23 protein-coding genes, 3 tRNA genes and 1 pseudogene are annotated in these 18,568 nt (G+C 68.0%); 16 read left to right on the top strand and 11 right to left on the bottom strand.

Annotated elements, in window-relative coordinates; translation table 11 throughout:
- Window positions 1–44 precede the first annotated feature (44 nt).
- The 5 genes and pseudogenes from IEX93_RS07285 (at window position 45) to IEX93_RS07265 (ending at window position 5,327) form a co-directional block, all read left to right on the top strand.
- Window positions 45–1,049, top strand: coding sequence for an ABC transporter substrate-binding protein (locus IEX93_RS07285; RefSeq protein WP_188847553.1), 1,005 nt, complete (start codon window positions 45–47; stop codon window positions 1,047–1,049).
- 92 nt (window positions 1,050–1,141) lie between these two features.
- Window positions 1,142–1,987: an ABC transporter permease gene (locus IEX93_RS07280; protein ID WP_188847552.1), complete on the top strand. Its 846-nt coding sequence runs from the start codon at window positions 1,142–1,144 to the stop codon at window positions 1,985–1,987.
- Entirely contained in the window at window positions 1,984–3,204 is a 1,221-nt protein-coding gene (locus IEX93_RS07275; protein WP_188847551.1) for a quaternary amine ABC transporter ATP-binding protein, read from the top strand. Before IEX93_RS07280 ends, IEX93_RS07275 begins: the two co-directional genes overlap by 4 nt.
- Window positions 3,201–4,790: an alpha-amylase family glycosyl hydrolase gene (locus IEX93_RS07270; protein ID WP_188847550.1), complete on the top strand. Its 1,590-nt coding sequence runs from the start codon at window positions 3,201–3,203 to the stop codon at window positions 4,788–4,790. Before IEX93_RS07275 ends, IEX93_RS07270 begins: the two co-directional genes overlap by 4 nt.
- A gap of 4 nt (window positions 4,791–4,794) precedes the next feature.
- Window positions 4,795–5,327: pseudogene (locus IEX93_RS07265) on the top strand (class I SAM-dependent methyltransferase).
- Window positions 5,328–5,347: 20 nt separating this feature from the next.
- Here the strand turns inward: IEX93_RS07265 and IEX93_RS07260 are convergent.
- Window positions 5,348–5,434, bottom strand: a tRNA-Leu gene (locus IEX93_RS07260).
- Complete coding sequence (lnt, locus tag IEX93_RS07255; RefSeq protein WP_188847549.1) at window positions 5,413–6,744, bottom strand: apolipoprotein N-acyltransferase; 1,332 nt, start codon at window positions 6,742–6,744, stop codon at window positions 5,413–5,415. The genes IEX93_RS07260 and lnt overlap by 22 nt, the downstream gene beginning before the upstream one ends.
- 58 nt (window positions 6,745–6,802) lie before the next feature.
- Here lnt and IEX93_RS07250 point away from each other — a divergent pair, with 58 nt between their 5' ends.
- Window positions 6,803–7,525 (top strand): metallophosphoesterase family protein, encoded by a 723-nt coding sequence (locus IEX93_RS07250; RefSeq protein WP_188847548.1) that lies wholly within the window; start codon window positions 6,803–6,805, stop codon window positions 7,523–7,525.
- Here IEX93_RS07250 and queG read toward each other — a convergent pair.
- Window positions 7,415–8,560 (bottom strand): tRNA epoxyqueuosine(34) reductase QueG, encoded by a 1,146-nt coding sequence (gene queG / locus IEX93_RS07245; RefSeq protein ID WP_188847547.1) that lies wholly within the window; start codon window positions 8,558–8,560, stop codon window positions 7,415–7,417. The two genes, IEX93_RS07250 and queG, sit on opposite strands and share 111 nt — an antisense overlap.
- Complete coding sequence (locus IEX93_RS07240; protein WP_188847546.1) at window positions 8,554–8,715, bottom strand: PIN domain-containing protein; 162 nt, start codon at window positions 8,713–8,715, stop codon at window positions 8,554–8,556. The genes queG and IEX93_RS07240 overlap by 7 nt, the downstream gene beginning before the upstream one ends.
- Window positions 8,716–8,768: 53 nt before the next feature.
- Here IEX93_RS07240 and IEX93_RS07235 point away from each other — a divergent pair, with 53 nt between their 5' ends.
- From IEX93_RS07235 to IEX93_RS07215, 5 genes are read left to right on the top strand one after another with little or no spacing between them, the layout of a single operon-like run.
- The gene (locus tag IEX93_RS07235) at window positions 8,769–9,767 is read left to right on the top strand and encodes a homoserine dehydrogenase (protein ID WP_188847545.1); all 999 of its coding nucleotides are present in this window, start codon (window positions 8,769–8,771) and stop codon (window positions 9,765–9,767) included.
- Window positions 9,768–9,771: 4 nt separating this feature from the next.
- Window positions 9,772–10,335, top strand: a complete 564-nt coding sequence (locus IEX93_RS07230; protein ID WP_188847544.1) for a Uma2 family endonuclease — start codon at window positions 9,772–9,774, stop codon at window positions 10,333–10,335.
- Between the two features lie 31 nt (window positions 10,336–10,366).
- Window positions 10,367–11,422: a threonine synthase gene (gene thrC, locus IEX93_RS07225; RefSeq protein ID WP_188847543.1), complete on the top strand. Its 1,056-nt coding sequence runs from the start codon at window positions 10,367–10,369 to the stop codon at window positions 11,420–11,422.
- A 12-nt stretch (window positions 11,423–11,434) separates the two neighbouring features.
- A complete protein-coding gene (locus IEX93_RS07220) occupies window positions 11,435–11,743 on the top strand; it encodes a hypothetical protein (protein ID WP_188847542.1) in 309 nt (102 codons plus the stop codon).
- A complete protein-coding gene (locus IEX93_RS07215; protein ID WP_188847541.1) occupies window positions 11,743–12,039 on the top strand; it encodes a hypothetical protein in 297 nt (98 codons plus the stop codon). The genes IEX93_RS07220 and IEX93_RS07215 overlap by 1 nt, the downstream gene beginning before the upstream one ends.
- Here the strand turns inward: IEX93_RS07215 and IEX93_RS07210 are convergent.
- Window positions 12,012–12,350, bottom strand: coding sequence for a hypothetical protein (locus tag IEX93_RS07210; protein WP_188847540.1), 339 nt, complete (start codon window positions 12,348–12,350; stop codon window positions 12,012–12,014). The genes IEX93_RS07215 and IEX93_RS07210 overlap by 28 nt on opposite strands.
- Window positions 12,343–13,785, bottom strand: coding sequence for an ATP cone domain-containing protein (locus IEX93_RS07205; protein ID WP_060384671.1), 1,443 nt, complete (start codon window positions 13,783–13,785; stop codon window positions 12,343–12,345). Before IEX93_RS07205 ends, IEX93_RS07210 begins: the two co-directional genes overlap by 8 nt.
- A gap of 85 nt (window positions 13,786–13,870) precedes the next feature.
- Between IEX93_RS07205 and IEX93_RS07200 the strand changes: the two genes are divergently transcribed.
- From IEX93_RS07200 to IEX93_RS07190, 3 genes are all read left to right on the top strand, one after another.
- A tRNA-Cys gene (locus IEX93_RS07200) sits at window positions 13,871–13,945 on the top strand.
- 7 nt (window positions 13,946–13,952) lie between these two features.
- A tRNA-Val gene (locus tag IEX93_RS07195) sits at window positions 13,953–14,029 on the top strand.
- Window positions 14,030–14,069: 40 nt separating this feature from the next.
- Window positions 14,070–14,459, top strand: a complete 390-nt coding sequence (locus IEX93_RS07190; protein ID WP_008631775.1) for an NADH-quinone oxidoreductase subunit 15 — start codon at window positions 14,070–14,072, stop codon at window positions 14,457–14,459.
- Window positions 14,460–14,580: 121 nt separating this feature from the next.
- On the opposite strand, the gene IEX93_RS07185 is transcribed toward IEX93_RS07190, so the two are convergent.
- Both IEX93_RS07185 and hemW read right to left on the bottom strand, forming a co-directional pair.
- A complete protein-coding gene (locus IEX93_RS07185; protein ID WP_229906119.1) occupies window positions 14,581–14,850 on the bottom strand; it encodes a PaaI family thioesterase in 270 nt (89 codons plus the stop codon).
- A 29-nt stretch (window positions 14,851–14,879) separates the two neighbouring features.
- Window positions 14,880–15,998 carry a radical SAM family heme chaperone HemW gene (gene hemW, locus IEX93_RS07180; protein WP_188847539.1) on the bottom strand — a complete coding sequence of 373 codons (1,119 nt, stop codon included), beginning with the start codon at window positions 15,996–15,998 and terminating at the stop codon, window positions 14,880–14,882.
- A gap of 47 nt (window positions 15,999–16,045) precedes the next feature.
- On the opposite strand from hemW, the gene IEX93_RS07175 reads away from it, so the two are divergent.
- Window positions 16,046–16,351 (top strand): DUF433 domain-containing protein, encoded by a 306-nt coding sequence (locus IEX93_RS07175; RefSeq protein WP_188847569.1) that lies wholly within the window; start codon window positions 16,046–16,048, stop codon window positions 16,349–16,351.
- Window positions 16,348–16,695 (top strand): DUF5615 family PIN-like protein, encoded by a 348-nt coding sequence (locus IEX93_RS07170; protein ID WP_188847538.1) that lies wholly within the window; start codon window positions 16,348–16,350, stop codon window positions 16,693–16,695. The genes IEX93_RS07175 and IEX93_RS07170 overlap by 4 nt, the downstream gene beginning before the upstream one ends.
- A gap of 4 nt (window positions 16,696–16,699) precedes the next feature.
- Here the strand turns inward: IEX93_RS07170 and IEX93_RS07165 are convergent, their stop codons facing one another.
- From IEX93_RS07165 to IEX93_RS07155, 3 genes are read right to left on the bottom strand one after another with little or no spacing between them, the layout of a single operon-like run.
- Entirely contained in the window at window positions 16,700–17,920 is a 1,221-nt protein-coding gene (locus IEX93_RS07165; protein WP_188847537.1) for a glycerate kinase type-2 family protein, read from the bottom strand.
- The gene (locus IEX93_RS07160; protein WP_188847536.1) at window positions 17,905–18,297 is read right to left on the bottom strand and encodes a type II toxin-antitoxin system VapC family toxin; all 393 of its coding nucleotides are present in this window, start codon (window positions 18,295–18,297) and stop codon (window positions 17,905–17,907) included. Before IEX93_RS07160 ends, IEX93_RS07165 begins: the two co-directional genes overlap by 16 nt.
- Before the next feature lies 1 nt (window position 18,298).
- Entirely contained in the window at window positions 18,299–18,544 is a 246-nt protein-coding gene (locus IEX93_RS07155) for a type II toxin-antitoxin system VapB family antitoxin (protein ID WP_188847535.1), read from the bottom strand.
- Between the last annotated feature and the right edge of the window lie 24 nt (window positions 18,545–18,568).

Below are 18,568 nucleotides of genomic sequence, written 5' to 3'. Positions count from 1 at the left end.
AAGGTTCACCCCCACTCCTTAGAGTGCACCGAGGAGGTGATAGCGTGCGCAAGGCTCTCATGACGCTGGCGCTTCTCGCTTTGGCGGGCCTGGGTCTGGCCCAGAAGTGCGAGACCAACCGGACCCTCGTCTTCGCCGACTACGACTGGGAAAGCGCCCGGGTCCATAACCGCATCGCCCAGTTCATCCTGGAGAAGGGCTTTGGGTGCAAGACCGATGCCCTCCCGGGCACGGCCATCCCCCTCAACACGGGGCTTGGCCGCGGGGACATTGATGTCTCCATGGAGATCTGGTACAACCTGAGCCGGGACGTCATTGACAAGCTGGAAAGCGAGGGCAAGATCCAGCGCATCGGTGTGAACTTCCCCGACGCCGTCCAGGGCTGGTTCGTGCCCACCTACGTCATCAAGGGGGACGAGAAGCGGGGCATCAAACCCATGGCCCCCGACCTCAAGTCGGTCTTTGATCTGCCCAAGTACAAGGAGCTCTTCCGCGACCCCGAGGAGCCCAGCAAGGGCCGGTTCTACAACGGGGTTCTGGGCTGGTTCGCCGAGAAGGCGAACACCAAGAAGCTCCAGGCCTACGGGCTGGACCAGCACTACACCAACTTCCGCCCCGGCACCGGCGACGCCCTGGTGGCCGCCATCGCCTCCGCTTACGAGCGGGGCCGGCCCATCGTTTTCTACTACTGGGGCCCCACCTGGGTCTTGGGCAAGTACGACCTCACCATGCTGGAGGAGCCGCCCTACGACCCCGAGGTGTGGAACGAGCTCATTGAAAAGGAGAACCCCACCCGGGCCTGCGCCTTCCCCTTGGAGACCGTCTACATCGCGGTGAACACCCGCCTCATCAAGGAGGCGCCCTCCGTGGTGGAGTTCCTGAAGAAGTACCGCACCTCCAACGAGCTCACCAGCAAACTCCTCGCCTACATGCTGGACAACCGGGCGAGCGAGGAGGAGACCGCCCTCTACTTCCTGCGCAACCACCAGGACGTCTGGACGAAGTGGGTGCCCGCCGAGGTGGCGGAGCGGGTGAAGAGGGCCCTTTAGGCGGGGGCATGGGCTAGGGGCGGGGCCCTCTCGAGGCCCTGCCCTTTCCCTGCCGGGGCCGTTAATCTAGTTCTAGAAAGGAGTGAAAGTCCATGGAAATACCGCTTGGCGAATGGGTCAACGCCTTCATCACCTGGCTTGTTCGGAACTACGGGGACTTCTTTGAAGGCCTTGCCAACGCCCTCCTCCAGTTCATCCTGGTCTTTGAGGGCTTCTTCCGGAGTCTCTCCTGGCCCTGGGTGGCGGGGGTGGCCGCGCTTCTCGGGTGGCTTTTCGCCCGGAGGGTCTTCTTCGCCCTGGGGATGGGCTTCGCCGTGTGGCTCATAGAGGCCTTGGGCCTTTGGGACAAGGGGATGCAGACCCTGGCCTTGGTCCTGGCCTCCGTGGTCATCTCCGTGGTCCTGGGGCTCCCCTTGGGGATCCTCATGGGGCGGAGCGACCGCTTCCGCGGCTTCATGCTCCCCATCCTGGACGCCATGCAGACCATGCCCAGCTTCGTCTACCTGATCCCGGCCCTCCTCCTTTTCGGTCTTGGAAAGGTGCCCGCCCTCATCGCCACGGTGATCTACGCCGTGCCCCCCATGATCCGCCTCACGGATTTGGGCCTGAGGCTCGTGAGCCGGGAGGTGGTGGAGGCGGCGGAGGCCTTCGGGGCCACCTCGTGGCAGCGGCTCTTCAAGGTGGAGCTTCCCCTGGCCCTCCCCAACCTCATGGCGGGGGTGAACCAGACCACCATGATGGCCCTGGCCATGGTGGTCATCGCCTCCATGATCGGAGCCCGGGGGCTTGGGGAGGAGGTGCTCCTCGGCATCCAGCGCCTGGACGTGGGTAGAGGCGCCGAGGCCGGGGTGGCCATCGTGGCCCTGGCCATCGTCATGGACCGCCTGACCCAGGCGGCGGGCCAGCGGGTGATGCGCCGCTACCGGGAGGAAGCATGAGCTACATCCGCATAGAGGGCGTCTACAAGATCTTCGGGCCCCGGGCGAAGCAGGTTTTGGAGGAGGTGCGCCGGGGAGCCGGGAAGGAGGAGGTCTTCCAGAAGACCCGGCACGTGGTGGGCCTAAAGGACGTGAACCTGGAGATCCAGCGGGGGGAGCTTTTCGTCATCATGGGGCTTTCCGGTTCCGGGAAGTCCACCCTCCTTCGCGTGGTGAACCGCCTCATAGAGCCCACGGCGGGCCGGGTCTACGTGGGGGAGACCGAGGTCACGGCCTTGAAGCGCCGGGACCTTTTGCGCTTCCGCCAGGAGACCTTTGGCATGGTCTTCCAGCACTTCGCCCTGCTGCCCCACCGCACCGTGCTGCAGAACGTGGCCTTTCCCCTGGAGCTCAAGGGAGTCACGCGGAAGGAGCGGGAGGAGCGGGCCCGGGTGTGGCTGGAGCGGGTGGGCCTTGCGGGCTACGAGCAGAACTACCCGGTGCAGCTTTCCGGCGGGCAGAAGCAGCGGGTGGGCCTCGCCCGGGCCCTCTGCGCCGATCCGCCCGTTCTCCTCATGGACGAGGCGTTTAGCGCCTTGGACCCCTTGATCCGCCGGGAGATGCAGGACGAGCTCCTCCGCCTCCAGGGGGAGCTTAAGAAGACCATTCTCTTCGTCACCCACGACCTGGACGAGGCCCTCCGCATCGGCGACCGCATCGCCATCATGAAGGACGGCGAGGTGGTCCAGGTGGGGACCCCGGAGGAGATCCTCGCCCGCCCGGCCAACGCGTACGTGGCCGCCTTCGTGGAGGGGGTGAACCCGGCCATGGTCTACCGGGTGGAGGGGCTCATGCGGGAGGCGGTCACGGTCACCCTGGGCCGGGAGGGCCTGCGGGCCGCCTTGCGCAAGATGGGGCAGGCGGGGGTTGCCTCCGCCTACGTGGTGGACCGGAACCGGCGCTTCCTCGGGGTCGTGCGCGCCGAGGTTCTGGCCGAGGCCCTGAAGAAGGGGGACGGCCAGGACCTCACCCCCTACCTCGAGCCCCTGCCCACCCTCCGGCCGGACCAGACCCTGGAGGAGGCCCTGCCCTTCTTCAGCGAGACCCCCCTGCCCCTCCCCGTGGTGGACGGGGAGGGAAGGCTCCTCGGCATCGTGACCCGGGGGAGGCTGCTTGCCGCCCTGGCGGGCCGCTACACGCCCGAGGTGCCCCAAAGCGGTGTAGACTCCGGATCATGAGCTGGTGGCGCGAGGCAGTCATCTACCAGGTCTACCCCCGGAGCTTCCAGGACACCAATGGGGATGGGGTGGGGGACCTCGAGGGGGTGCGGCAAAGGCTTTCCTACCTCAAGGCCTTGGGGGTGGACGCCCTTTGGCTTTCCCCCTTCTACAAAAGCCCCATGAAGGACTTCGGCTACGATGTGGCCGACTACTGCGACGTGGACCCCCTCTTCGGGACCCTTCAGGACTTTGACCGCCTCCTGGAGGAGGCCCACGCCCTGGGGCTAAGGGTCCTCATTGACCTGGTGCCCAACCACACCTCCAGCGAGCACTCCTGGTTTTTGGAGTCCCGGTCTTCCCGGAATAGCCCCAAGCGGGACTGGTACATCTGGGCCGACCCCGCCCCCGGGGGCGGCCCCCCCAACAACTGGCAGAGCTTTTTCGGCGGCCCCGCCTGGACCCTGGACGAGAAGACGGGCCAGTACTACCTGCACCTCTTCCTCCCCGAGCAGCCCGACCTCAACTGGCGCAACCCCGAGGTGCGGGAGGCCATCAAGGAGGCGATGCGCTTCTGGCTCAGGCGGGGGGTGGACGGGTTCCGGGTGGACACCCTCTGGCTTCTGGCCAAGGACCCCCTCTTTCGGGACGAGCCGGGAAGCCCTCACTGGCGGCCCGGCCTGCCCGATCGGGCCCGGCACGAGCACCTCTACACCGAGGACCAGCCCGAGACCTACGCCTACGTGCGGGAGATGCGCCAGGCCCTGGACGAGTTCTCCGAGCCCGGGAGGGAGCGGGTGATGGTGGGGGAGATCTACCTGCCTCTTCCCCGCCTGGTCCGCTACTACGCCGCCGGCTGCCACCTGCCTTTTAACTTCAGCCTCATCACCGAGGGGTTTCCCGACTGGCGGCCCGAAAACCTCGCCCGGCTCGTGGAGACCTACGAGGGCCTCCTCACCCGCTGGGACTGGCCCAACTGGGTCCTGGGGAACCACGACCAGCCCCGCCTCGCCTCCCGCCTGGGGGAGGAGGGGGCCCGGGTGGCGGCCATGCTCCTCTTCACCCTAAGGGGCACCCCCACCTGGTACTACGGGGACGAGCTCGCCCTGCCCAACGGGGAGATTCCCCCGGAAAAGGTGCAGGACCCCGCGGCCCTGAGGCAGAAAGACCGCACGCCCACCGCCTACCACACCTTAGGCCGCGACCCCTGCCGCACCCCCATGCCCTGGGACGCTTCCCCCTACGCCGGGTTTTCCACGGTGGAGCCCTGGCTTCCCCTGAACCCCGACTGGAAAGAGAGGAACGTGGCGGTACAGGAAAAGGACCCCCGCTCCATGCTCCACCTGGTGCGCCGCCTCATCGCCCTGAGGAAGGACCCGGAACTCCTCTACGGGGCCTACCGCACCTACCAGGCGAGGGCCGGGGTCTACGCCTATTTCCGGGGGGAGGGGTGGCTCGTGGCCCTGAACCTCACGGATAGGGAAAGGGACCTGGCCCTGCCCAAAGGGGGGAGGGTGGTCCTCTCCACCCACCTGGACCGGGAAGAAGGGGTGGGGGAGAGGCTCCTTTTGCGCCCCCAGGAGGGGGTGGTGGTGCGGCTAGACTAGGGGCGTGGACCCCTTCGCTGGCCTTGCCGAGTCCTACGAGGCCTGGTATGAGACCCCCTTGGGGGCCTACGTCGTCGCCGAGGAGGAACGGGCTTTAAGGGGGCTTCTTCCCGAGGGGAAAGCCTTCTGGAAATCGGGGACGGGACCGGGTACTGGCTTAGGCGCCTCGCCTACCCCAAAAGGGTGGGGGTGGAGCCCTCCGAGGCCATGCGGGCCGTGGGCCAAAGGAGGGCCCCGGAGGCGGCGTGGGTGGCGGGCCGGGGGGAGGCCCTGCCCTTTCCCGATGGGAGCTTTGCCCTCGCCTTCTTCGGCCTCGCCCTCCACCACCTAGACCCTGTCCCCGCCCTAAGGGAGGCTTCCCGGGTGGCCCGGCGCGTGGCCGTTTTGGAGTGGCCTTACCGTGAGGAGGTGGGGCCGCCCATTGTGCGGAGGCTTTCCCCGGAGGCCCTGGAAGCCCTTTTCCGGGAGGCCCTGGGAAGCCCACCCCGCCTTCTTTTGGAAAGGGACTACGTCCTCGCCCTTTGGGACAAAGGATAAAGGCCCCCAGAGGGGCCTTTTGGTGCCGGGGGCGGGACTCGAACCCGCACGTCCTTGCGGACAGCAGATTTTGAGTCTGCCGCGTCTACCAATTCCGCCACCCCGGCGGACGCACCCTAAGGATAAGGCCCAGGAGGCAAAGCGTCAACGCCACCCCCACCGCCCAGTCCCCGAAGCGGGCGTAGGGGGTGAGGCCTTCCCGGAGGGCGTAGGGGGCGAGAAGAAAGCCCTCTTGGTGGGGCGGGATTTCCGCCACCACCCGGCCGAAAGGGTCAATGCTGGCGGTGATCCCGTCGTTGCCCGCCCGGAGGAGCCAGCGCCCCGTCTCCACGGCCCTTAGGCGCCCCAAGGCGAAGTGCTGCCTGCCCCCGAAGGAGGGGCCGAACCAGGCGTCGTTGGTGAGGAGGACGAGGACCTGGGTTCCCTTCCTCGCCAGATCCCGGGCCACGGAGGGAAAGACGGATTCATAACAGATAAGGACGCCATAGGGTCCGATTGGAGCCACCTTCTCCCCGAGGACGCGGTCTTCCAGGTTTCCAAGCCCCATGGCCTGGAAGAAGAAGGCGTAGACCCCGCCCAGGGCTTCCCGGAAGGGGAAGCGCTCCCCGAAGGGGACGAGGCGGGTCTTGTCGTAGTGGCCGAGGACCCTGCCCTCCTGGTAGAGCACCGCCCGGTTGGGGCCGAAGAGGTTGAGACCGCTCACAAGGGGGCGGCCTTGGAGGAGGGCCTCCGCCTCTTGGGGGATGCGCCAGACCGCGGTCTCCGGCCAGACCACCAGGTCCGCCTCGAGGTGGGCCCGAAGCCCCGCCGCCGTGAGCCTCAGGTAGACCGCCTCGTCCAGCTCCCCCTGGAACTTCTTCAAGGGGTTAATGTTTCCCTGGACCAGAAGGGCCTTTCCCTCAGGGTGGGCCTCGGGGAGAGGAAGGAGCCAGAGGAGGGCCCAGGGGAGGAGGACCCAGAACCGCCTTGCCCAAAGGCCCCAGGCGGTGAGGAGGACCAGGAGGGAGAGGAGGTAGACCCCGCCCCAGGCGGCGAGGATGCGGCCCGGGGCCTCCACCAGGGCGTAGCCCAGAAACCCCCAGGGGAAGGCGAGCTCGCCCTGTTCCGTGAGCCACTCCAGCACCACCCACCCCCCGATGCGCATGGGGGCATTGGGGGTGAGGGCGAAGAGGAGGCCGAAGGAAAGGGCCTTTATGAGGACCAGGGGCAGGAAGGGCACCGCCCCCCAGGGCCCGAAGTTCTGGGCGAAGCTTTGCGGGAGCCAGACCAGGTGGAGCCCCCAAAACCCGAGGCCCGCCCAAAAACCCTCCCGGAAGCCTCCCCGGAGGAGGAAGGCGAGGACCAGGGGGGCGAGGAAGCCCAGGGGGAAGGGAGGAAGGGTGAGGGCGAGGAGGAGGCCTAAGAGGAAGGCCCGCACCCTTCTACCCTAAGGGCCTTTCATGAGAGTTGCCCAGGGAGCGTGGCAGAATGGGCCCATGCGCCTTGGGGTGATCTCCGACATCCACGCCAACCTCCCCGCCTTGGAGGCGGCCCTCGAGGCCCTCCGCCAGGAGGGGGTGGACGAGGTCTTGGTCCTCGGGGACCTGGTGGGCTACGGCCCCCACCCCAGGCAGGTGGTCCAGCGCCTCATGGAGGAGGGCCTTCCCGCCCTTCTCGGGGCCTGGGACCTGCGGGTGGCCTACCCCTTGCCGGGCGCCCTGCCCCAGGGCGTGGGCTGGGCCACCCTGGCCTGGACCCGGGCCCAGCTTACCGAAAAAGAACTGGCCTACCTGCGAGGCCTCCGGGCCTCCTACCGGCTGGCCCTTCCGGCGGGCCGCTTCCTGGGCTTCCACGGAAGCCCCAAGGGCCCCGAGGAGCGCCTGGACCTCATGGCCCCCATGAAGGACCTGGTGGCCCTCCTGGAGCGGCTAAAGGCCTTGGGGCTTTTCCTGGGGGGCGGCCACGTGCCCCTTTACCGCCGGGTGGGGGCGGGCTTCGTGGCTGACCCCGGGAGCGTGGGCCTAAGCCTTTCCGGGGAGCCGGGGGCGGACGTCATGGTCCTGGACACGGACATCCTAAAGGCCCGCTTCCTCAAGGTGCCCTACGACCTAGGCCCCCTCCTCTTTGACCTCAGGGCCTGGGGGCTCCCTTCCGTCCTGGAGAAGGTCTACCGTACGGGGCGCTTCTCCCAGGAGGGCCAAGGCCTCGGCGCGGACTAGGGGGTCTGGGTCCTTTAGGAAAGCCTCCACGGGCCTTCCCGCCCCGAAGAGGGCGTGGAGGGCGGTGCGCCGCACCAGGGGGCTTGGGTCCTGGGCCGCCTCCAGGAAGAGGGCCTCCCCCAGGCCCAGGTTGAAGAGGACGATGAGGGCGTTCCGGGCCATGCGGGGCCTTCCCGCCCGGAGGAAAGCGGTGCCCGCGTACTTCCTCTGGAAGGCCCGCCCCGAGAGGCGGAAGAAGTCCAAAAGGTCCGGGTGGGCGAGCTCGGGCTCGGGGCGGAAACCTTTCCAGACCTTCCCGAACCGCTCCCACGGGCAGGCTTCCCCGCAGAGGTCGCAGCCGAAAAGCCAGTCCCCGATCCCGGGCCAAAGGGAGGGGGGGATAAAGCCCTTGTGCTCAATGGTGAGGTAGCTTATGCACCGCCTGGCGTCCAGGGTGCCGTCCCCGAGGAGGGCGTGGGTGGGGCAGGCGGGGAGGCAGCGGGCGCAGCGGCCGCAGCGGTTAGGGTGGGGGGGCGGGGCCTCCACCTCCAAATCCGTGAGGAGGACGCCTATGAAGGCGTGGACCCCGAAGGCCTGGGAGAGGAAGTAGCCGCTTTTTCCGATCCAGCCCGCCCCGGAGAGGGCGGCCAGGGTGCGCTCGGGAAGGGGCCCGTGGTCCACGTAGCCTTTGGCCCTCACTCCAAGGCCTTGGGCCAGGACCTCAAGGCGCCTAAGCTCCTCGCCCAGAAGGAGGTGGTAGTCCCGCACCCAGGCGTAGCGGGCGACCCGCCCCACCCGAAGCCCCCCTTGGGGCCGGCCGGGGTCGGGGTAGGCGTAGGGGGCGAAGAGGAGGAGGGCGCTTTGCGCCCAGGGGAAAAGGCTTTGGGGGTGGAGGCGGGCCTCGGCCTGGCGCTTGAGGTAGGCCATCTCCCCGTGGTGCCCCGCCTCCAGCCACTCCAGGAAGCGCCGCCTCGAGGCCTCGGGGATTTCCAAAGGGGCCCAGGCCACGAGGAGGCCAAGCCCCCGCGCCCGTTCCTCCAGGAGGTCCTTCACCAAGGGGTTTCCACGCCGAAAGCGCGGAAGGCGCGGTGGGGGGTGGGGAGGACGAGGCCTTCCGCCAGGCTCTGGGCGGCCAGGGTGCGGTCAAAGGGGTCCCGGTGCCCCAGGCGGGAGGGGTGGGTCTTGGCCCGGCGCACGGCGAAGGCTTTCATGGACTTAGCTTAGCGAGCTTAGGCTAGAAGGCGCAACAAGTATAATCCCCCACATGGAAACCTTAACCCTCGCCCTCCTGGGAGGCGGCACCGTGGGAAGCGCCTTCTACGCCCTGGTCCAGGAGCGCCTGGAGGAACTCCACGCCCTCGGGTTTTCCCCGAGGTTTCTGGGCGTTTTGGTGCGGGACAAGAAAAAGCCCAGGGCTATCCCGGAAGACCTCCTTCGGGTGGAGCCCTTTGACCTTTTGGAGGCCGATGTGGTGGTGGAGGCCATGGGGGGGGTGGAGGCTCCCTTAAAGCTCGTCCTTCCCGCCCTCGAGGCGGGCATCCCCCTCATCACCGCCAACAAAGCTCTTCTCGCCGAGGCCTGGGAGGCCCTGCGCCCCTTCGCCGAGGAGGGGCTTATCTACCACGAGGCCAGCGTGATGGCAGGCACCCCCGCCCTCTCCTTCCTGGAAACCTTGCGGGGAAGCGAGCTTTTGGAACTTCACGGCATCCTGAACGGCACCACCCTCTACATCCTCCAAGAGATGGAAAAGGGCAGGACCTACGCCGAGGCCTTGGCCGAGGCCAAGCGCTTAGGCTACGCCGAGGCCGACCCCACCCTGGACGTGGAGGGGATTGACGCCGCCCACAAGCTCACCCTCCTGGCCCGGCTTCTCATAGACCCCGGCTTCCCCTTCGCCCAGGTGGAGGCCCAAGGCATCACCCGCCTCACCCCGGAGGACCTTAAGGCGGCGAGGGACCGGGGGGAGAGGGTGCGCCTTTTGGCGAGCCTCTACGGGGAAGGGGGGAGGTGGCGGGCGGTGGTGGCCCCAAGGCGGCTTCCCCTGAACCACCCCCTGGCCCAGGCCCGGGGGAACGCCCTTTGGGTCAGGGCCCGGCCTTTGGGGGAGGCCTTCGTCACGGGGCCTGGGGCCGGGGGTGGGGCCACGGCGAGCGGGCTTTTCGCCGACCTCCTCCGCCTCCTCTCCGGGGCCCCGGGGCACCTCCCCGCCCCCCGGGCGAGGCCCCCTTTGGCGGAAGGGAGCCCCTGGCCGGGGGTAGAATGAGGCCGTGCCCCTTTTGGACCTCCTGCGCCCCGTGAGCGATGAGGAGCTCCGCGCCCTTTCCGAACGGAACCCGGGCTGGCAGTTTGAACGCCTGGCCGACGGGAGGTTGGTGGTGTCCCCCACGGGCGGGGAAAGCGGACGGATCAGCGCCGCCGTCCTAGGGCAGCTTTACCGTTGGAACGAGGCGCGGGGCCTGGGGGTGGTCTTTGACGCCTCCACGGGGTTCAAACTCCCCGACGGCTCGGTCCTCGCCCCGGACGCCGCTTTCCTCCTGGCCGAGCGGTGGCAGGCCCTCTCCCCAGAGGCGCGGGAAGGGTTTCCTCCTCTGGCCCCGGACGCGGTGTTTGAGGTGCGCTCCCGAAGCCAGGGCCTCGAGGAGCTCCGGGAGAAGGCGGCCTGGTACCTGGCGAACGGGGTGCGCCTCGTGGTCCTCCTGGACCCTTACCTCCACCGGGTGGAGGTCTTCCGCCCGGGAGGGGTGGAGGGCCACCAGGGACCGGAACGGGTGCCCTTAGGCCCCGAGCTTCCCGGTTTTGTCTTGGAAACCCGGGGCCTTTTCCTCCCTTGACGGCGAGGCCCTAAGGCCGGAGCATGGGGCCATGCGGCCGCCCCTCATAGAGCGCTACCGGAACCTCCTCCCGGTCTCGGAGAAGACGCCGGTGATAAGCCTCCTGGAGGGCTCCACCCCCCTTATCCCCCTTAAGGGCCCGGAGGAGGCGCGGAAGAAGGGCATCCGCCTCTACGCCAAGTACGAGGGCTTAAACCCCACGGGAAGCTTCAAGGACCGGGGGATGACCCTCGCCGTCTCCAAGGCGGTGGAAGGGGGGGCCCAGGCCGTCGCCTGCGCCAGCACCGGGAACACCGCCGCCTCCGCCGCCGCCTACGCCGCAAGGGCCGGGATTTTGGCCATCGTGGTCCTCCCCGCGGGGTACGTGGCCTTGGGCAAGGTGGCCCAGAGCCTGGTGCACGGGGCGAGGATCGTCCAGGTGGAGGGGAACTTTGACGACGCTCTCCGCCTCACCCGAAGCCTCACGGAGGCCTACCCCGTGGCCCTGGTGAACTCCGTGAACCCCCACCGCCTGGAGGGCCAGAAGACCCTGGCCTTTGAGGTGGTGGACGAGCTCGGCGACGCCCCCCACTACCACGCCCTCCCCGTGGGGAACGCGGGGAACATCACCGCCCACTGGATGGGCTACAAGGCGTACCACGCCCTGGGCAAGGCCAGGAGGCTTCCCAAAATGCTCGGCTTCCAGGCGGCGGGGGCGGCCCCCTTGGTCCTGGGCCGCCCGGTGGAGCGCCCCGAGACCCTGGCCACCGCCATCCGCATCGGCAACCCGGCGAGCTGGCAAGGGGCCGTGCGGGCCAAGGAGGAGTCGGGGGGGCTCATAGAGGCGGTGACGGACGAGGAGATCCTCTTCGCCTACCGCTACCTGGCCCGGGAGGAAGGGGTCTTCTGCGAGCCCGCAAGCGCCGCCGCCATGGCGGGGGTCTTCAAGCTGTTGCGGGAGGGTAGGCTTGAGCCGGAGAGCACCGTGGTTCTCACCCTCACGGGCCACGGCCTCAAGGACCCGGCCACCGCGGAGAAGGTGGCAAAGCTTGCCCCGCCGGTTCCCGCCACCCTCGAGGCCGTGGCCGCGGCCGCGGGGCTTTTGTGATAGCCTTGGGGCATGGCCGAGCGCGCCCGCAAGAAAGTCCCCGAGCCTTTTCCCGGGGCCTACTACCTGGCGGGGGCCATCACCATCGCCCTCATGCTCCTCTTCCTGGCCCTCGGGGCGAGCCTTCCTCCGGGGGTGGCGGGGTTTTTGGTGGCCTTCGTCCTGGGCCTCACGGTGAGCCCTAAGTACGTGCCCTTCTTCCTGGTGGCCGGGGTCTTCTCGGCGGTCATGGGTTTTTTGGGACGTGAGCCGCAGGTGGCCTGGGGGGGTGTGGCCCTAGCGCTCTCCCAGCTCCTGGTGAAGCGCTTCGTCAAAGACTGATGGACGCCAACCGCCTGGCGCAAGCCCTCTCCCTCCTGGGGGTGGCGGGCTACGCCTACTTCCTCTGGTTCCGGCCGAGCCAGGAGGGCATTGCCCTCACCCTGGGCCTCGCCCTCGGGGGGGCGGCGGTGGCCTACGGGGAAAGGCCCTTCCTCGTCCCCCTCTTCGCCGTGCTTTACGGGGGGATCCTCTTCCTCCAGCTCTTCTACGGCCACCCCTGGGCCTTCCTCCTCGGGGGGCTTTTGGGCGCCGGGCTTCCTTACGCCTTTTACCGCCTGCGGAAGCCTAGGAGGTAAAGGAGGAGGCCGAGGCCGAGCCCGTCGGTGAGGCCGGGGAGGTAGGGGAGGAGTTCTCGTACCTGGAGCTTGGCGTAGAGGAGAAGGGGCCAGGGGAGGAGGCTCCAGGCGAGGGGGGGCTCCCCGTAGCCCGCGGCGAGGAAGAGGCCCACCCCGAGGCCCCGCAGGTAGGTGAGCCAGCCCGAGCCCCACTCGTTCTGGTAGACGAACCAGAGGAGGTTGGCCCAAAACCCTAGGGCGAAGAGGGGGGCGAGCCGCCTCAGGCGGAAGGCCACGGCGAGGAGGAGGGGGAAGAGGAGAGGCTCAAGCATGGGCCTCCTCCAGCCTCTGCCCCTGGGCCTCGAGGTAGGCCACCAGGACCTCCAAAGCCTTCTCAATCCCCTCGTCCAGGTCCTCCCCCGGGATCACGGGGATCCCCTCCTCCCGGGCCCAACGCAGGAGGTGGTTTTGGATGAGGCGGATCTCCTCAAAGTGCTGGAGGTAGCGCTCCTTGGGCCGGGCGTGCCCCGTCTCCCGGTCGCGGAGGAGGAAGCGGTCCCGGTGCAGGTTCTCGTCCTGCACCGCCACGAGCATGGGGATGGTGAAGACCCGGTCCTGGTAGGGGTGCTGCAGGAAGCGGGGCACCACGTGGACCCCTTCCAAGACGATGGAGGTGCCCTCCAGGGCGCTCCTCTCCTGGATGGCCTTGAGGCCCACGGCCACCTTGGCCACCTGGTCTAAAAACCCCCGCATCACTTGGACCTCGTAGCTTTCCCCCTCGAGGCCGAGCCCGGGGGAGAGGGCGCGCCAGGCCTCAAAGGTGGAGAGGTGGAGGGTGGGGAGGAGGTCCTTGGAGAGGGAGGCGCGGAAGACCTCCCTGACGGCGTCCGAGGGAACGATGTGGGTGATGCCCAGGCGGTAGGCCAAGGCCGAGGCGAGGACGCTCTTGCCCACCCCCGTGACCCCCCCGATGAGGATGTGGACGGGCCGGGGTTGCTTGCGCAGGCTCCGCAGGATCAGGTAGCGGCGGGCCATCTCCTCCCCCGCCTCCCGCAGGAGGGCCTGGTGCACCCGCCGCCTCAGCTCGTCCCGGCGGATGACCTGGACGCCTTCCCGGTGGAGGGCCACCTCCATCTCCCGCGCGAGCCGGAAGGCCCGGTCGGGGGAGAGGCCGATAGCCATGAGGGACTGGGCCAGGATGCCTTTGGAAAAGGGGACCCTGGGCGCCCCCGGGGCCTCCTCCACGAAGAGCTCCCCGGCGTAGAGGAGGCGGGCCCGGTAGCGCTCCCCCGCCTCGGGGCCGTAGAGGCGCCGGGCTTCCTCGGCCACCACTTTCTCCAGCCGCTTGGCGGGGATGCGGCGGACGCCCTCCAGGCGGAGCCGCCTTTCCACGGCCTTGGCCAGCTCGTGCGCCTCCCTGAGGGAGAAGCCCGCATCCTCGAGGCTCCGGGTGAGGAGGCCCTTGGAGAAGGGGCGTTGCTTTCTGCCCTCCACCACGAAGATCTCCTCAAAGGGAAGGGTCTGCTTGGCGAGGAGGCGGGCCTTCTCCGGCCCAAGCTCCCGCTCCACCTCCTCCAGGAAGATCCGCCTCAGGGTCCGGGGCGTCACCCCGCCCTTGCGCCTGAGGCGCTTGAGCCGCTCCTCCACCGTGTGGGCCAGGGCGTGGGCCACCTCCGTGGGGACCCCCAGGGGAAGGAGGGCTTCCACCAAAAGCCCCTTGGAAAGGGGCCAGCGTCCGCGGCGCAGGCGCACGAAAACCTCGTCCACTAGAGGCCATGATACCACTTTTCTCGCTGGCAACGGATTTTTCTTGACACCCTTTGGGGCTTCGTGCTACCATACCTTACGGCTTGGCGCCGTAGCCAAGTGGTAAGGCAGAGGTCTGCAAAACCTCCATTCGCCGGTTCGAATCCGGCCGGCGCCTCCAAAAGCGCGGGCGCGTAGCTCAGGTGGCTAGAGCACTACCTTGACACGGTAGGGGTCGGTGGTTCAAGTCCACTCGCGCCCACCAAGGTGCCCCGGGGGCCGCCCCGGGGCCTTATACTTGAGCCATGAGCGCGTCTTCCGAGCGCGAACTCTACGAGGCCTGGGTGGAGCTCCTCTCCTGGATGCGGGAGTACGCTCAAGCGAAGGGCGTGCGCTTTGAGAAGGAGGCGGACTTCCCCGACTTCATCTACCGCATGGAGCGTCCCTACGACCTCCCCACCACCATCATGACCGCCTCCCTTTCCGACGCCTTAGGGGAGCCCTTCCTTTTGGCCGATGTCTCTCCCCGCCACGCCAAACTAAAGCGGATCGGCCTCCGCCTGCCCCGGGCCCACATCCACCTCCACGCCCACTTTGAGCCGGGCAAAGGCCTGGTGACGGGGAAGATCCCCCTCACCAAGGAGCGCTTCTTCGCCCTGGCGGATAGGGCCCGGGAGGCCCTGGCCTTCGCCTAGGCCTTGCTGATGGTCCCCTGGCCCAAGGCCACCAGGCGGCTTTCCCCGCCCTCTTCGCAATAGACCTCCCCCAGGACCACGGCGAGGCGCTTCCCGGCGTGGACCACCCGGCCTAGGGCCTTTAGCCTTTGGCGGGGCGGAGGAAGTTGACCTTGAACTCCACCGTGAGCACTTCCGCCCCCAGGACCGTGCCCCCGGCGAAGGTGAGGGCGTTGTCCAAAAGGGCGGTGATCACCCCGCCGTGGGCCACCCCCAGGTGCTGGTAGAACTCGGGGCGGACCTCCAGGGCGAAGGCCACCTCCCCGGGCCGGGCCTCGAGGAGTTCGGCGCCCAGGTGCCGGGTGAAGGGCTGGGCCTGGGCCACTTTTTGGGCAAGGGCGTTGAGGTCCATGGCCACCTCCTTTTGAACTCGGTCAAAGCTTAATCCCCAAAGGCCAGGGGGTCAAGGGCTTCCCATAGCTCCAGGACCACCCGGTGGAGGAGGGGGAAGGCCTTGGGGGTGGGGAGAAGCCTTTTCCCCTGGACCCGGAGGAGGCCTTCTTGGGCCAGGCCCTGGGCCGCTTCCTGAAGGAAGGGAAAGAGGCTAAGCCCCGTCCTCGCCTCCACCGCCCCCACATCCACCCCTTCCTTAAGCCTTAGGCCCAGCATGAGGCTTTCCTTGGCGTGGTCCAGGGGGGAGATGACCTCCTCCCTTGGGGGCTCCCCCTGGAGCCAGCGGGGAAGGGGCGGGCCCGTGCGCCTTAGGGCGTAGGCCTTGCCTTCCCCGGGGTACTGGCCCGTGGCGGCGGGGCCTAGGGCGAGCCAGAAACCGTTTCGCCAGTAGACCAGGTTGTGCCGGGCCTCTTCCCCCTCCTTGGCGAAGTTGGAGACCTCGTAGCGGAAAAGCCCCGCTTCCCCCAAAAGGGCCTCCGCCCGCTCCATGGCCCAGGCCTCCCGTTCGGGGTCTTCCCTTAGGCCCAGGAGGGCGAAGGGGGTGCCCTTTTCCACCTGGAGGGTGTAGGCGGAGACATGCCCCACCCCTAGGCTTGCCGCCTCCTTTAGGTCCTTCTCCACGTCCTGCATGGGAAGGCCCAGGATCAGGTCTATGGAGACGCGAAAGCCCGCCTCCAGGGCCATCCCCACCGCCTTAAGGGCTCCCTTCCTCCCGTGGGCCCTTCCCAGGAAGCGGAGCACGGGGTCTTGGAAGCTTTGCACCCCTAAGGAGAGGCGGTTCACCCCCAGGTCCCTCAGGAGCTTTAGGCGGCTTGGGGAGAGGGTGCCGGGGTTGGCCTCGAGGGTCACCTCCGCCCCTTCCGCAAGGGGCCAGGGGAGGGCCTGGAAGAGGGCCACGAGCTCCCGGTCCCTTAGGTAGCTTGGCGTCCCCCCGCCCAGGTAGAGGGTGCGTAGGGGCTCAGGGTAGCTTTCGTGAAGGGCTTGGGCCTCTTCCTTGAGGCGCCTTAAGTAGGCCTCCACCCACTCCGGCCCCCGGCGCACCACGTGGAAGTCGCAGTAGGGGCACAGGGTGGGGCAGAAGGGGACGTGGACGTAGAGGCTCGCCAACCCTTATAGTCTACACAAGGGCTTGCCGTGCTAACCTGAGGGTGCGCATGGTTTTGCGGGAGGTTATCCCCTTGGCCCAAAGCGAGACTGGGGAGCTCTACGTGGAAGGGACCCGGGTCTTCCTGGAGGACCTTTTGGAGGCTTACGAGAGGGGCCTTTCCCCGGAGGAGATGGTGCTCGCCTATCCTAGCCTCCGCCTCGAGGATGTGTACCTGGTGTTGGCCTACGCCCTGCGCCACCCCGAGGAGGTGGAGGCCTACCGGAGGCGCCAGGAAGCCCGGGCTAGGGAAGCGGAGGCCCAGGCCAGAAGGTTTCTTCCCCGAGAACTTCTTTCCCGTTTGGGCAAGGTGTGAAGCTTCTCCTAGATGAAAACGTGGAGACGGCGCTTTTGAGGGGGCTTTTGCGAAGGCGCCCGGGGACGGATGTCCTGCGGGTGGTGGACGTGGGCCTGGGAGGGCGGTCGGACGCCGAGGTGCTGGCCTGGGCGGCGGAGAGGGGGCGGGTGGTGGTCTCCAAGGATAGGGCTACCATGGGCCTCGAGGCCATCCGGCGACTGGAGGCAGGGGCGCCTATGCCCGGCCTTATCCTGGTGCGCCGGGGTGCGGGGTTGGGTCAGGTGTTGGAGGACCTCCTTCTCATCCTGGAGGCAGCGCAGGAGGGGGAGCTAGAGGGGCGGATCCTTTACATCCCCCTTTGAGCCTTCATCCCACGAAGAGGAGGCGAAAATCGTTCAGGTTGGTCCCGGTGGGGCCGGTCTTCAGAAGGGTTCCCGCCTCCTGGAAGAAGCCGAGGCTATCGTTTTCCTCCAGGAAGGGCCTGGGGTCTAGGCCCTTTTCCCACACCGCCGGGGTGAGGAGGGCCCCGGCGGCGCCGCTATTCCCGTCCAGGCCGTCGGAGTCGGCGGCCAGGGCGTAAAGGGGGGCTTGGAGGTGGGCGTAGAGGGCGAGCAAAAACTCCAGGTTCCGCCCGCCGCTCCCCTTGCCCACCACCTTTACCTGGGCCTCGCCCCCCGAGAGGAGGAAGAGGGGCTTCCGGAAAGGCACCCCGTGGGCGCGGATCGCCCCGATGAGCTCGGCGTGGAAGCGGGCGAGGGCCCGTGTCTCCCCTCCGAAGCGGTCGGAGAGGACCACCGCCCGGAAGCCCTGGGCCCGCAGGAACCGCTGCGCCGCCCGGAGGAGGTGGAGGTTCGTCCCTGTGAGGCGGAAGGAAAGCCGCCTTAGGGCGGGGTCTTGGGGCTTTAGGGTCTCGGGGAACTCTCCCCTGGCCCCCCTTTCCAACACCCGCCGGGCCTCGGGGAAGGCGAGGCCATAGCGGTCCAAGACGGCGAGGGCCTCGGCGTAGGTGGTGGGGTCGGGGTGGAAGGGCCCCGAGGCGATGACACTGGGGTCGTCCCCCGGAACGTCGGAGAGGAGAAGGGCGTGGACTTGGGCCTGGGTGGCGAGGAGGGCCCTTCCCCCCTTGATCCGGGAGAGGTGCTTGCGCACGGCGTTTACCTCGTGGATGCTGGCCCCGCTCTTTAGGAGGGCTTCGGTGAGGGCCTGCTTCTCCTCCAGGGAGACCCCCAAGGGGGCGCACCAGAGGGCGCTTCCCCCGCCGGAGACCAGGGCCAAAACCCGCGCCTTTGGGGAAAGGCCCTTAAGGAGCCCAAGGACCTCTTCCGCCGCCCTTAGGCTTTCCCCGTCTGGCACCGGGTGGCGGGCGAGGACCGCCCTAAGCCCCTTTGGGTCTTGGCCCTTGGGGAGGGTGAGGTGGTAGGGGATTTCCCCGTACCGGTCCAGGGCGGCCTCGAGCATGGGGGCCGCCGCCTTCCCCACCGCCAGGACGAGGTCCGGCCTCCAGGGGGGAAGGTGCCTCGCCGTGAGGCGGTGGGGGTCCGTGGCCCTTAGGGCCTCGAGGAAGGCTTCCTTCAGGAGGGCTTCCACGCTAGGTCGGTTTGGTCAAAGTCTTGGCCCTTGTAGAGGAGGGGCTCCCCTTCGGCGCGGGCCAGGGCGTAGCTTAGGCAGTCCCCCAGGTTGAGCCGGGCGGGGTGGCGGCCCTTGCCGTACCGGGCGTAGGCCCGCACTGCTTCCCGGAAATGGCTTTCGGTGAAGGGGACGATCTCCAGCCCGAGAAACCGCACCAGATCTTCTACCAGATGCACGTGCTCAAAGCCCACCTTGCGGCCAAAGGCGATGGCCGCTTCCGCCAGGGTGGGGGCGCCCACCTTGGCCCCGGGATTTTTCTCGATAGCTTCCAGATAGATCGGATAGTCGGGCTCCCGGAGGAGGATGGCCAGAAGCGCCGAAGCGTCCACGAACACCTTAGTCCTCCCAAAGCTCGTCCATCTCTTCCTTGGAAATGCCCTGGCCTAGGAGAGCCGGAGGGATCTTGGGCCAGACCTCCTCCTCCAGGAAACGGATCACCTGGTTTTGCTTCCGCTTGCCCTTAAGTTCCCTGAGGCGCATCGCCAGGGCTTTCCTTATGGCCTCGGTCTTGGTCTCCCCGGTGAGGCGGGCCACCTCCTCCACCAAGTTCTCCACCTCCTTGTTGCGGATGGTGAGGGCCATGCTTTAAGTATGGCTGCAACCTGG

The sequence above is a fragment of the Thermus composti genome (assembly GCF_014647535.1).
GTDB classification, from domain to species: Bacteria; Deinococcota; Deinococci; order Deinococcales; family Thermaceae; genus Thermus; species Thermus composti.
This window is presented reverse-complemented; position numbering and strand designations above follow the sequence as displayed.